Origin of the sequence: Actinomyces ruminicola, assembly GCF_900103885.1 — a bacterium.
GTDB classification, from domain to species: domain Bacteria; phylum Actinomycetota; class Actinomycetes; order Actinomycetales; family Actinomycetaceae; genus Actinomyces; species Actinomyces ruminicola.
Map to the genome: position 1 here is coordinate 133,813 of NZ_FNIM01000008.1, position 11,658 is coordinate 145,470.

General features: G+C 69.7%; 12 protein-coding genes. 5 read left to right on the top strand and 7 right to left on the bottom strand.

What is annotated here, in order from left to right; all coding sequences use genetic code 11:
- Nucleotides 1-5: 5 nt before the first annotated feature.
- The 6 genes from BLR49_RS08115 to BLR49_RS08140 form a co-directional block, all read right to left on the bottom strand.
- Nucleotides 6-1,343 (bottom strand): dihydroorotase, encoded by a 1,338-nt coding sequence (locus BLR49_RS08115; protein ID WP_092536156.1) that lies wholly within the window; start codon nucleotides 1,341-1,343, stop codon nucleotides 6-8.
- Entirely contained in the window at nucleotides 1,340-2,344 is a 1,005-nt protein-coding gene (locus BLR49_RS08120) for an aspartate carbamoyltransferase catalytic subunit (protein ID WP_092536159.1), read from the bottom strand. The genes BLR49_RS08115 and BLR49_RS08120 overlap by 4 nt, the downstream gene beginning before the upstream one ends.
- Entirely contained in the window at nucleotides 2,341-2,925 is a 585-nt protein-coding gene (pyrR, locus tag BLR49_RS08125) for a bifunctional pyr operon transcriptional regulator/uracil phosphoribosyltransferase PyrR (RefSeq protein WP_092536162.1), read from the bottom strand. Before pyrR ends, BLR49_RS08120 begins: the two co-directional genes overlap by 4 nt.
- A 445-nt stretch (nucleotides 2,926-3,370) precedes the next feature.
- Nucleotides 3,371-4,261: an SDR family oxidoreductase gene (locus BLR49_RS08130; protein WP_092536165.1), complete on the bottom strand. Its 891-nt coding sequence runs from the start codon at nucleotides 4,259-4,261 to the stop codon at nucleotides 3,371-3,373.
- A gap of 60 nt (nucleotides 4,262-4,321) precedes the next feature.
- Nucleotides 4,322-4,690: a nuclear transport factor 2 family protein gene (locus tag BLR49_RS08135; protein WP_092536168.1), complete on the bottom strand. Its 369-nt coding sequence runs from the start codon at nucleotides 4,688-4,690 to the stop codon at nucleotides 4,322-4,324.
- Between the two features lie 49 nt (nucleotides 4,691-4,739).
- Nucleotides 4,740-5,696, bottom strand: coding sequence for a sugar-binding transcriptional regulator (locus tag BLR49_RS08140; protein ID WP_092536171.1), 957 nt, complete (start codon nucleotides 5,694-5,696; stop codon nucleotides 4,740-4,742).
- Between the two features lie 252 nt (nucleotides 5,697-5,948).
- Here BLR49_RS08140 and BLR49_RS08145 point away from each other — a divergent pair, with 252 nt between their 5' ends.
- The 5 genes from BLR49_RS08145 (at nucleotide 5,949) to BLR49_RS08165 (ending at nucleotide 11,090) form a co-directional block, all read left to right on the top strand.
- On the top strand, nucleotides 5,949-6,941 hold the full coding sequence (locus BLR49_RS08145; RefSeq protein WP_092536174.1) for a phosphotriesterase family protein: 993 nt from the start codon (nucleotides 5,949-5,951) through the stop codon (nucleotides 6,939-6,941).
- A 15-nt stretch (nucleotides 6,942-6,956) separates the two neighbouring features.
- On the top strand, nucleotides 6,957-7,625 hold the full coding sequence (locus tag BLR49_RS08150) for a 3-dehydro-L-gulonate-6-phosphate decarboxylase (RefSeq protein WP_092536177.1): 669 nt from the start codon (nucleotides 6,957-6,959) through the stop codon (nucleotides 7,623-7,625).
- Nucleotides 7,622-8,506: an L-ribulose-5-phosphate 3-epimerase gene (locus tag BLR49_RS08155; RefSeq protein WP_092536180.1), complete on the top strand. Its 885-nt coding sequence runs from the start codon at nucleotides 7,622-7,624 to the stop codon at nucleotides 8,504-8,506. The genes BLR49_RS08150 and BLR49_RS08155 overlap by 4 nt, the downstream gene beginning before the upstream one ends.
- 154 nt (nucleotides 8,507-8,660) lie before the next feature.
- A complete protein-coding gene (locus BLR49_RS08160) occupies nucleotides 8,661-9,608 on the top strand; it encodes a sugar kinase (protein WP_092536183.1) in 948 nt (315 codons plus the stop codon).
- Nucleotides 9,609-9,698: 90 nt separating this feature from the next.
- On the top strand, nucleotides 9,699-11,090 hold the full coding sequence (locus tag BLR49_RS08165) for an MFS transporter (RefSeq protein ID WP_092536186.1): 1,392 nt from the start codon (nucleotides 9,699-9,701) through the stop codon (nucleotides 11,088-11,090).
- A 111-nt stretch (nucleotides 11,091-11,201) separates the two neighbouring features.
- Here BLR49_RS08165 and BLR49_RS08170 read toward each other — a convergent pair.
- On the bottom strand, nucleotides 11,202-11,658 hold a 457-nt coding region (locus tag BLR49_RS08170; protein WP_176765750.1), incomplete at its 5' end, for an L-ribulose-5-phosphate 4-epimerase.

The following is an 11,658-nucleotide window of genomic DNA, read 5'->3' on the forward strand; positions in this document are numbered from 1 at the left end:
GGCGCTCATGCGTGCTCCTTCTTGTCGGTGTCCTCGACGTTCTGCTCGACGGGAAGGCCCGCAAGTACGGTGGGGCGGCCGTGCAGGAAAGTTGCCATCACCTGTCCGGGCAGTTCCATGCCGGCGTAGGGGGTGTTGGTGGAGCGGGTCCACTGGGCGGCGGGATCGACCACGCGGCGCACGTCCGGGTCGACCACCGCCAGGTTGGCGCTCTCCCCGACGGCCAGTGGCCGACCCTGGTCGCTCAGGCGGCCGATGCGGGCGGGCGCCTCGGACAGGACGCGGGCGACGTCCCGCCAGGTCATGCGGCCGGGCTCGACCATGGTGGCGATGACGATCGGCAGGGCTGTCTCCAGGCCGGTCATGCCGAAGGCGCCGGCCTGCCACTCGCAGTCCTTGGCCTCGCGCGGGTGGGGGGCGTGGTCGGTGCCGACCACATCGATGGTGCCGTCGGCGAGCGCCTCCCGCACCGCCTCTACGTCGGCGGCGGTCCGTAGGGGCGGGTTGACCTTGTACAGGGGCGAGTAGGTGCGGGCCCTCTCGTCGGTCAGCAGCAGGTGGTGGGGGGTGGCCTCGGCGGTGACGTCGATGCCGCGGGCCTTGGCCCAGCGGATGATCTCCACGCTGCCGGCGGTGGACAGGTGGCACACGTGCAGGCGGGAGCCGACGTGCCCGGCGAGCAGGACGTCGCGGGCGATGATCGACTCCTCGGCGACGGCGGGCCAGCCGGCCAGGCCGAGCTCGGCGGAGACGCGGCCCTCGTGCATCTGGGAGCCCTCCGTCAGGCGCGGGTCCTGGGAGTGCTGGGCGATGACGCCGTCGAAGGACTTGGCGTACTCCAGGGCGCGGCGCATGAGCACCGGGTCGGACACGCAGTGCCCGTCGTCGGAGAACACGCGCACCCGGGCGGCGCTGTGCGCCATGGCGCCCATCTGGGACAGGTGCTCGCCCTTAAGCCCCTCCGAGACGGCGCCGACCGGGTGGACGTCCACCCAGCCGGCCTCATTGCCCAGGCGCAGCACCTGCTCGACCACGCCGGCGTTGTCCTGCACGGGGGTGGTGTTGGCCATGGCGAACACGGCGGTGTAGCCGCCGACGGCGGCGGCGCGGGTGCCGGTGTAAACGGTCTCTGCGCTCTCGCCGCCGGGCTGGCGCAGGTGGGTGTGAATGTCCACGAGCCCGGGCAGCAGCACCAGGCCGGCCAGGTCGTCGTGGCGGGTGACTTCGGCCGGGGCCTGGGCGGCGGCGTCGGGGCCGATGGCGGCGATGGTCTCGTCGACGATGAGGACGTCGGTGGCGTCCTCGCCGTAGGGGCGGACCCCGGTGAGCAGGTGGGCGGTCACAGCTGGTTCCCTTCGTCGGCGAGGAGCAGGTAGAGGGCGGCCATGCGCACGGAGACCCCGTTGCCGACCTGTTCCACCACGCGTGAGCGCGGGTCGTCGGCGGCGTCGGCGGTGATCTCCAGGCCGCGGTTCATGGGTCCGGGGTGCATGACGATGGCGTGCTCGGGCATGGCGGCTCGCCGCACCGCCCCGAGCCCGTAGCCGCGGGAGTACTCCCCGGGGCTGGGGAAGTAGCCGCCGCCGGCGGCGCTCATGCGCTCGCGCTGCACGCGCAGCATCATCACCGCGTCGGGCTGGACGGCGGCGATGGCGGCGTCGAAGTCGTAGGCGACCTCGCAGGGCCAGTCCTCCATGCCCACCGGCAGCAGGGTGGGTGGGGCGACCAGGGTGACGCGCGCGCCCAGGGTGGTCAGCAGGTCCACGTTGGAGCGGGCCACCCGGGAGTGCAGTACGTCGCCGACGATGATCACCCGGGCGCCCTCCAGGTCGCGGCCCTGTGGGGCGGGGCTGCCGTCCCCGGCGCGGGCGGGGCCGACGTCCGGCCCGCCGGGGGTGTACCAGCGGCGCAGGGTCATGGCGTCCAGCAGCGCCTGGGTGGGGTGCTGGTGGGTGCCGTCGCCGGCGTTGAGCACGGGCACGTCGATCCAGCCGGCGTGGGCCAGCAGGTGGGCGGCGCCGCACGCGGAGTGGCGCACCACCACGGCGTCGGCGCCCATGGCCATGATGGTCTGCGCGGTGTCCTTCAGGGACTCCCCCTTGGAGACCGAGGAGCCCTTGGCGGAGAAGTTGATGACATCGGCGCTCAGCCGCTTGGCGGCGGCCTCGAAGGACAGCCGGGTGCGGGTGGAGTCCTCGAAGAAGAGGTTCACCACGGTCTTGCCGCGCAGGGTGGGGAGCTTCTTGACGGCGTGGCGCTGGGTGGCGGCCATGGCCTCGGCGGTGTCCAGGATCATTACCGCCTCGTCACGGGACAGGTCCTTGGCGGACAGCAGGTGCTTCATCGGGTGGCCTCCTCGGCGTCGACGATGGTGACGGCGTCGGCGTCGGCGCCGAGCTCGGTCAGGGAGACGACCACCTTCTCGCTGCGCGAGGTGGGCAGGTTCTTGCCCACGTAGTCGGCGCGGATGGGCAGCTCGCGGTGGCCACGATCCACCAGGACGGCCAGCTGTACGGCGTCGGCGCGGCCGATGGCGCCCAGGGCGTCCAGGGCGGCGCGGATGGTGCGGCCGGAGTAGAGCACGTCGTCCACCAGGATGACGGTGCGACCCTCCAGGCTCTCCCCCGGGATGCGGGTGGGCTGGGGCACGCGGATGGGGTGGCGGCCCAGGTCGTCGCGGTACATGGTGATGTCCAGGGTGCCGACCGGCGGGGCGCCGGCGGGCTCGCCGGACTCCTTGGCGGCGACCTCCAGGGCGGCGGCCAGCCGGTGTGCCAGTGGGACTCCTCCGGAGGGGATGCCGAGGAGCACCAGACCGCTGCTGCCGCGATTGCGCTCCAGGATCTCGTGGGCGATTCGGACGAGGGAGCGCTGGATCTCGGCGGCGCCGAGGATCTGCTTCCCGGTGGACTGTGCTGCGGCCACGGTGCGTGGACCTCCTTCTCCGCCTCACTGGACGGGCTTCAAGGATGTCGTTCGGGGGCGATGTTAGCGCAGCGCCTCGGCCTGCGCGGCCGGCGTCCACCCGGTGAGCCCCGCACTCCCCCCGCCGAGATCGGTAGAAGTCACGTTCCCAGATCGGTAGAAGTGGCGGGCAGGTTGGTCACACACACGAGTTTCCCTCCGATACACGCGTTTTGGCGGTTTACACGGTCAAGAGCCGTGCAGACCTCCAAGAACACGTGATCATGACGGGAACTCGTGTTCGTGGCGTCGGGCTCGCACCCGTGACCATTCGCGGTCGTGGGCCTGCAAGGCGGGTTGCTCGCGCTGTGGGGCCTGTCCGAACAATCGGTGAGGTGGATCGGCGTCGCGGCACCTTCCTCACTGCCGGAACTCCTACCCCTGAGCCAGTGCCGACGGCTCGACCTCAGCGGAGCACCTCCGCCAGCGTGAGCGGCGTACGCCCGGTGAGTGCACGGACGTCGTCGGTGACGGTGGCGAGGACGCCGGTGGCGATGGCTGTGTACGTGGACACCCAGGCCTCCAGTTGCCAGTCGGGCACGTCGTAGCTGCGGCGGGAGGCATACGCCTCCTCCAGGCTCTGGTCGCGGTAGACGGTGGGACGCCCGGTGACGGCGGTGATGGTGGCGGCCGCCTCGGCCAGGCTGAAGGCCTCAGGGCCGGTGAGCTCGTAGGTGGCGCCCGCGTGGTGGTCCCCGCCGGCCGCAGAGGCGGTGAGGATGGCGGCAGCGCTGCGAGCGACGTCGGAGCGGGCGACCGCGCCGACACGCCCGGAGCCGGCAGGCCCGGCGATGACGCCGTCGACGGCCAGGTCGGGGATGAAGTCGGCGTAGAAGGAGTCGCGCAGGAAGGTGAAAGCCATGCCGGACCTGCGCAGGTGCTCCTCGGTGGTCCAGTGGGTGCGGGCCAGGGTGAAGGCGGCGTCGGGGGCTGCGGCGAGGAAGCTGGTGTAGACCACGTGCCGCACCCCGGCGGCGGCAGCTGCGTCGATGAAGGTCTGGTGCTGCTCGAGGCGGTCGGCACTCTCGGCGGCGGAGACCATGAACAGGAGGTCGGCGCCCTCCAGGGCGCGCACGGCGGCGTCGGCCTGGCCATACGGGGCGACGGCGACGTCATCGGCCCAGGTGGGAGCCTTGGCCGGGTTACGCACGAGGAGGCGCTGACGCAGGCCGGCGTCGTGCAGCAGCTCGGCGACGCGGCCGCCGACCTTGCCGGTGGCGCCAGTGACGGCGATGGTGAGCGGGCGAGCAGAACTGGAACCAGTGGCGGATGTTGAGACGGGGGCGGGAGCGCTCATGGCACCTGTCTACTCCAGTCCCCCAGGGACCGGCGCAAGTAACTCGCCGAGCCGGGTGTATCAGCGCCAGGCCCCGCGCCAGTCGTACAGCGGCGAGGTGGTCTGGTACTCGCGAAGTTCTACGATCTGTCCGTTTACGGATCGGGCGATAGACGCGCCCTCGAAGGCGCTGCGTCTGCCGTCCCAGGTGCACTCGAAGGTCCACTGAGCTGCCTCCCTGTCACCGGTGGTGAAGTGATCGGTAACCTCCCACCGGTGCACGGCCCCTCCCGCGGCGAACCACTCCGACGCCCAACGGCGCACCCAGTTGCGACCCCGGTAAACCGGGCCGTAGCACTCAATGATCACGCAGTCCGATGTGACCGCAGCGGCAATACGATCAACATCGTGCGCCACCCAGGCGTCGATATAGTCAGTCAGTGCGCTCATATGGCCACTGTATGGGTGGCAAACGGCGGATTGCCTTCGTCCCCGGTGGTCAATTCGCCTCAAGCACCGCGCGGGCGGTGACCTCGTCGGTCACCAGCGCGGAGAGGAAGCCGCCGCGCAGGGCCGCACGGATGGCGGCCACCTTGTCCTCCCCCGCGGCCACGCCCACCACGAAGGGGATCTCCTTGAGCCGCTCGGGCTCCATGCACAGGGTGCGCTCGCACAGCGCCGTGGGCACGTGCCGCCCGTTGGCGTCCAGGTGGTGCCCGCACAGGTGTGCAACCGCGCCTCGCCGGCGGCACTCGCGCACCACCTGCGGCGTCATCCACTTGCGCAGCAACGGGCTGGTGGACTCCCCCACCGCGCCGATGCCCGTCAGGGCTACGTCACTGCGGGCGGCCAGCTCCAGCGTCGTGGCGACCTGATCCTCCCTACGCACGGCGCGTGCCAGGCTCAAGGAGTCGAAGACCAGCGGCACGGTCAGCGACCGGTATCGCCCTCCGAGCCGCATGGCCAGGTTGCGGCACACGTCGCCGCCGTCGCCGAGGTCGCAGGACTCCCCCGCCGAGCCGATCATTGCCACCACCGTTGTGGCGGGCCAGGTGCGCTCGGGCATGTGGTGCACGACGGCGGCCACGGCCCGCCCGTTGGACACCGCGATCACCGACCGCGGTCCGCAGTGCTCCACCAGCAGTTCGGCCGCGGTCCGGGCGATGTCGGCCGTTACTCCGGGCGGGACCGGGCGGGAGACCTCGGTGACCCGCGCCTGCTTGAGGCCGAAGGCCGAGGTGAGCTCCTCCTCCAGCGCCATCAGGCGCTCGATCGGGTGGGCGACCCGCACCTGCACGATCCCCACCCGCCGCGCCTCGGTCAGCTTGCGTGAGACCGTGGAGCGCGAGTAGCCCAGGCGCTCGGCGATCTCCTCCTGACTCAGGTCCCGGTCCCAGTACAGGTGGGCGATGTCCAGCAGCAGCCGCGCATGCTCTCGATCCAGGTTCGCGCACATATTTGCATCCTACGCTCGACGCGCGAGAGTTTCCTGTGAATTGACCTAGACAAGTCGATTGTGAGCACCGTCTACTCTGGGGTAAGTGTGCACGAACGTGCAGTACGCCCCCTTGGGGACGACGTCGTCACTCCCTAGCGTGAAACTGCCGCGGCGGTGCGGGCCGGTGACGGATACCGGTTTCAGCCGGCTCCCACCGGCCCAGATGCCGCCCGGTGTGCATATCGCTCATCCGTTCGAAGGAGAACCCCCATGGCAATCGTCCGCACCATCCACGGCGACGTCGACCCGGCCACCCTCGGCGTCGTCAACGCCCACGACCACCTCATCCGCGTCGGCGCGGGCGAGGTCTACATCGACCCCGACCACCTCCTGGACGACGAGGACAAGGCGGTCGAGGAGGCCGGCTACTTCGTCGAGGCCTCCAAGCGCTTCGCCCCCAGTGCCACCGTCGTGGACATGTGCCCGGCCTCCTCCGGCCGGGGGGTGCTCAAGCTCAAGCGGGTGGTGGACCGGGTCCCCGACCTGCAGGTGATCCAGGCCACCGGCTTCCACCAGCAGAAGGTCTACCTCGAGTGGCGCCAGTCCTGGGTCAACCAGTACACGGTCAACGAGATCGCCGACCTGCTGATCGCCGACATCGTCGAGGGCGTGGACGCGGGCGACTACATGGGCCCGCTGGTCAAGCGCACCGACGTGCGCGCCGGCGTCATCAAGTGGGCCACCGCCTACGGCAAGATCACCGACTGGGAGGTCAAGACCGGCAAGGCCGTCGCCATCGCCTCCAAGGAGACCGGCGCCCCCGTCAACACCCACGTCACCGCCGGCACCTGCGGCCCCGAGCAGGCCCGCTTCCTGATCGAGCAGGGCGTCGCCCCGGAGAAGATCGCCATCGGCCACATCCAGCGCAACTGGGACCCGTGGATCCAGGAGCAGATCACCAAGCTGGGGGCCTACGTGGAGCTGGACGGCACCAACCGCATCAAGTACGTGCCGGACAACGCCCGGGTGAACCTCATCAAGGTGCTCGGCGAGAAGGGCTACGGCAAGCAGATCCTGCTCGGCACCGACTCCGGCAAGGCCTCCTACCAGAAGGCCTACGGCTCGGTCTCCGGCGTCGACTACGACCCGGCCGTCTTCTGCCCGCGCCTGATCGACGACGAGGGCTTCGACCCCGACTACGTTCAGGACCTGCTGGTGAACAACGCCGCCACGTTCTTCGCCTTCGAGCCCCTGGCCGGCTGAGCGGGGCGAGTCGAGATGAGCGAACCCCGCAACGCCCCCAGGCTCCAGATCGCCCTGGATACCCTGGACCAGCCCAGTGCGCTCGGTCCCCTGCAGCAGGCGGCGCCCTACGTCGACATCATCGAGTGCGGCACCATCCTGATCCTGTGCGAGGGCTACCACGCGGTGCGCAACATCCGCGCCCTGTTCCCCGACAAGCAGATCCTCGCCGACGTGCGCATCGCGGAGGCCGGCGCCAAGATCGCCCGCCTGGCCTTCGAGGCCGGCGCGGACCTGGTCTCCTGCGTGGCCGGCGCCTCCATGACCACAATCGAGCAGGTCTGCAAGGTCGCCGCCGAGTTCGACGGCGAGGTGCAGGTGGAGCTGGCCGACGAGTGGTACGACCCCGAGCGGGCCCGCGCCTGGCGCGCCGCCGGCGTGCAGCACGTCATCGTCAAGCGCTCCCGTGACCGCGAGGCCGCCGGGGACCTGTCCTGGAAGGCTCAGGACATGGACCGGGTGGACGAGCTGGCGGGCATGGGCTTCACCGTCACCGTCACCGGCGGCATCGGTGTCAAGGACCTGCCGGCCTTCGCGGGCCGGAAGGTGGGCATCGTGATCGCCGGACGCTCGATCGTCGCCGCCGACGACCCGGCCGCCGCCGCATCCTCAATGCGGGATGCGATTGACGAGGTGTGGTCATGAGCGTGACCTCCCTCGACGACGGGATCCGCCTGGGCATCTACGAGAAGGCCCTGGTCGGCAACCCACTGGCCACCCCCGACGACTGGGCGAGCTTCCTCGCCCAGGTGCCACAGTCCGGCTACTCCTTCCTGGACCTGTCCGTGGACGAGTCCCCGCAGCGCGAGGCCCGCCTTCAATGGGGGCCGCGCCAGTGCCGCATGGTGCGCGAGGCCGCCGAGTCGGTCGGCACCAGCATCGGCGGGGTGTGCCTGTCGGTGCACCGGCGCATCGGTCCGGGCTCGGCGGATCCCGAGGTGCGGCGGCGGGCCCGCGAGGTCATGGCCCGCGGCCTGGAGCTGTGCCACGAGCTCGGCGCCCCGGTGATACAGGTGGCGGGCTACTACGCCTACTACGAGGACCCGCACCCGGACGCGGAGCGCTGGTACGGCGAGCTCCTGGCGGACGCCGTCCCGCTGGCCTCCCGCCTGGGGGTGGTGATGGGCATCGAGAACGTCGACGGCACCGACGTCACCTCCATTCGCAAGGCCATGGAGTTCGTCGACGCCGTCGGCTCCCCCTACCTGCAGGTCTACCCCGACCTCGGCAACATCGCCGAGCAGGGGCTCGATCCGGCGGTCGAGCTGGAGGCCGGCCGCGGGCACATGGTGGCGATGCACGCCAAGGACGTGCGCCGCGGCGAGCCGAGGCGGGTGGAGATGGGCACCGGCATCGTCGACTGGGACCTGTCCTTTCAGCTGCTGGCCGCTCAGCACTGGACCGGCAGACTCATGATCGAGATGTGGAATGACGACGCCCCCGACTCCGTGGCGCGCTGCATCGCCGCCCGCCAATTCATTGAGGCGAAGGCCGCCGGCGCCGGCATCGCCATCCAGCATCCTTGAAGAAGCGCCCTGTCGCGCCTCTCGCCTCGAGAGCCGCACCACGCGGCAACCGCCGCTCCCTGACCAACTTCGAGAACACCTGCGACTGCAGCCAGAAAGGCAGCCGTAACGCCGCGCACGCGGCCATACACAGCCAACCAGAAGGATCCGAACAATGACGTACGACCTGACCACCATTGGTGAGGGGCAGATCCGCCTCACCTGCGAACGCGGAGAGCGGCTTGCCACGGCCCGCTCCCTGCGCATGACCGCCGCCGGCTCCGAGGCCAATGTCGCCGGCCTGCTCAGCCAGCTGGGCCGCTCCACCGCCTGGGCCTCCAAACTGCCCAAGGGCGAGCTGGCCGACCGCATCGCGCTGGAGTACTCCGCCGTCGGCGTGGACATTCGCCACACGGTGATGACGGAGGAGGGCCGGGTGGCCCTGTACTTCCTGGAGCCGGGCGAGTTCCCGCTGCCGGGCAAGGTCACCTACGACCGCCTGCACACGCCCTTCCGCACCATCACGCCGGAGGAGTTCGACTGGGACGCCCTGCTGGACACCCGCGTCGTGTTCCTGACCGGCATCACCGCCGCCCTTACCCAGGAGACCGCCCGGGTGGTGCGCTACTTTGCCGACGCCGCCGTCGAGCGGGGCGTGGACGTGGCCCTGGACGTCAACTTCCGCTCCCTGCTGTGGAGCGGCGAGCAGGCCCGTAAGACCCTGGAGCCGATCGCCCGCAAGTCCTCGATCCTGTTCTGCTCGCGCACCGACGCCCGGGTCGTCTTCGGCATCGACAAGCCGGGGGTCGCGGCCTGCCGCGCCCTGCGGGAGGAGATGGGCGTGCCCACGGTGGTCTCCACGGACGGCCGCGCCGGCACCTACCTGTCGACGCCCGAGAAGGACCGGGCCTTCGAGATCCACTCCGTGCCGGTGATCGACCGGCCGGGCGCGGGCGACTCCTTCGTGGCCGGCACCCTGCACGGCTGGCTCGACGACGACGTCGAGAAGGGCATCGAGATGGGCACGAAGGTCGCCCAGATCGCGCTGACGCACCACGGGGACCTGACTCACGTGCGCGCCGGCGAGCTGCAGGTTCTCCAGGGCTCGGACATCGTCCGCTGACACGGGCGGCCCGGCGTCTGGGCGCTTGTCATCGCTCGGCGCCGGGCCCGGCATCCACACACTTCTTCCATCAAGCTGATCGGATCAGATATGACTACACAGGCAACGGCGCCTACCGCGCCGCAGGGGAAGACCGCCCCTGAACAAATCGATAATCATCGCCTCACCGGACACCAGAAGTCCCTGATCGGCATGGCGATCGTGGGCAACGTGTCGGAGTTCTTCGACATGTTCCTCATCGGCTTCATCATCAATCTCCTCATTGAGACACCCGGCTGGAATCTGACCGGCTTCCAGTCGGGCGTGATCCTGGCGGGGGCCGGACTCGGTACGGTCCTGGGCTCGATCACCTGGGGGCGGCTGGCGGACGTGTTCGGCCGCAAGCACGCCTTCGTCTGGTGCATCGTCGTCCTGGTGGTCTTCACGGCAGGCTCCGCCTTCACCCCGGTCAACGGCTGGATCCTGCTGACCATCCTGCGCACCGGCGTGGGCTTCGGCGTCGGCGGCCTGAACATCACCTCGGTGCCCTTCGTCCAGGAGTTCGTGCCCGCCAAGCAGCGGGGCCTGCTCTCCGGGCTCACGAGCGTGTTCATTCCCGCGGGCATCTTCCTGGGCGGGCTGGTCACCAAGTACCTCGGCGGCCCCCTGGGATGGCGCGGCCTGATCGCCGTCGGCTGTATCCCCATCATTCTGCTCGCCTGGGCCCGGGTCATCCCCGAGTCCCCCCGCTTCCTGCAGTCCCGCGGGCGCGAGCGCGAGGCCAAGGAGGCCTACGCCTGGGCCATGGAGATCCCGGTGGAGCAGGTCGCCGACCTGCCCGAGCTGCCCCAGAAGTCCTCCGCCTCCTACGCGGTGATCTTCTCCAAGTACCCCAAGCAGCTGCTGGTGGTCGCGGTCGGCTCCTTCTGCTTCATCCTGGGGTCCTTTACCGTGCAGTCCTGGGGGCAAACGCTGCTGGGGCAGTCCTTCAAGTTCGAGGCCGGCACCGTGGCCACCCTGTTCATGTTCGTCTCGCTGGGCGACCTGCTGGGCCGCCTGGGTTCGGCCTGGATCTCGGACAAGATCGGGCGCCGCTGGACGATGTTCGGCTGCGGCATGATCGGCGCGATCGGCGCGCTTATCGCCGCCTTCTCCACCCGGATGGTCACCGGCGATGAGATCGGCAATGCCGGGTACGTGTTCTTCGCCGGCATCTTCATTGTGATGATGTTCGGCGACGGAGCCTTCGGCATCCTCAATGCCTTCGGCGGCGAGCAGTTCCCCACCGAGGCCCGCTCCACCGGTCTGGGCCTGGGCTACGGGATCGGTGCTATCGCCAAGGTGGTGGGGCCGTACTTCGTGGGAGCGCTGGTGGGCTCGGCCGAGTTGAGTCATGAAGTGGTGTTCGTACCCTTCGTCATCTTCGCGGTGCTGCTCTTCCTGGGCGGGGTTGTCTACCTGTTCGCCCGGGAGACCAAGGGGGCCTCGCTGGAGGACATCTAGCCTTCGGCAGCGCACGTCCCGCAACAACGTCGTCGCCCCCGGATCATCGGATCCGGGGGCGACGACGTATTGGCTACTGACGGCCGACGCGTGAACGCCTGCGCGAGACTGTCAGTGTTGGCCGTAGACGTTCTGGTAGCGGTCGTTCAGGCGATCGATCAGCTCCTGCTCGATCGGCACCAACTGGCCCCCCTGACGGGCGATATGCACCGTACGCGCCACCTCCTCACACATCGCCGCAGCCTTCACCGCAGCCCGCGCATCCCGACCAACCGCGAACGGACCATGATTCGCCATCAACACCGCCGGCGACCGCGACCCCGAAAACGTCTCAACAATCCCCCGCCCAATCGAGTCATCCCCAATCAACGCAAACGGACCCACCGGAATCTCACCCCCAAACTCATCAGCCATCATCGTCAAAACACACGGCACCGGCTCCCGCCGCGCCGCCCAAGCCGTCGCATACGTCGAATGCGTATGCACCACCCCACCCACACCATCCATATGCCGATACACATACGCATGCGCCGCCGTATCCGACGACGGCACCAAGCCCTCCGGCGTC

Coding starts and splice junctions, on each gene's coding strand:
- BLR49_RS08130 (WP_092536165.1), bottom strand. CDS start 4,261: ATGAGCGCTCCCGCCCCCGTCTCAACATCCGCCACTGGTTCCAGTTCT.
- BLR49_RS08150 (WP_092536177.1), top strand. CDS start 6,957: ATGAGCGAACCCCGCAACGCCCCCAGGCTCCAGATCGCCCTGGATACC.
- BLR49_RS08140 (WP_092536171.1), bottom strand. CDS start 5,696: ATGTGCGCGAACCTGGATCGAGAGCATGCGCGGCTGCTGCTGGACATC.
- BLR49_RS08135 (WP_092536168.1), bottom strand. CDS start 4,690: ATGAGCGCACTGACTGACTATATCGACGCCTGGGTGGCGCACGATGTT.
- BLR49_RS08145 (WP_092536174.1), top strand. CDS start 5,949: ATGGCAATCGTCCGCACCATCCACGGCGACGTCGACCCGGCCACCCTC.
- BLR49_RS08120 (WP_092536159.1), bottom strand. CDS start 2,344: ATGAAGCACCTGCTGTCCGCCAAGGACCTGTCCCGTGACGAGGCGGTA.
- BLR49_RS08165 (WP_092536186.1), top strand. CDS start 9,699: ATGACTACACAGGCAACGGCGCCTACCGCGCCGCAGGGGAAGACCGCC.
- BLR49_RS08155 (WP_092536180.1), top strand. CDS start 7,622: ATGAGCGTGACCTCCCTCGACGACGGGATCCGCCTGGGCATCTACGAG.
- BLR49_RS08160 (WP_092536183.1), top strand. CDS start 8,661: ATGACGTACGACCTGACCACCATTGGTGAGGGGCAGATCCGCCTCACC.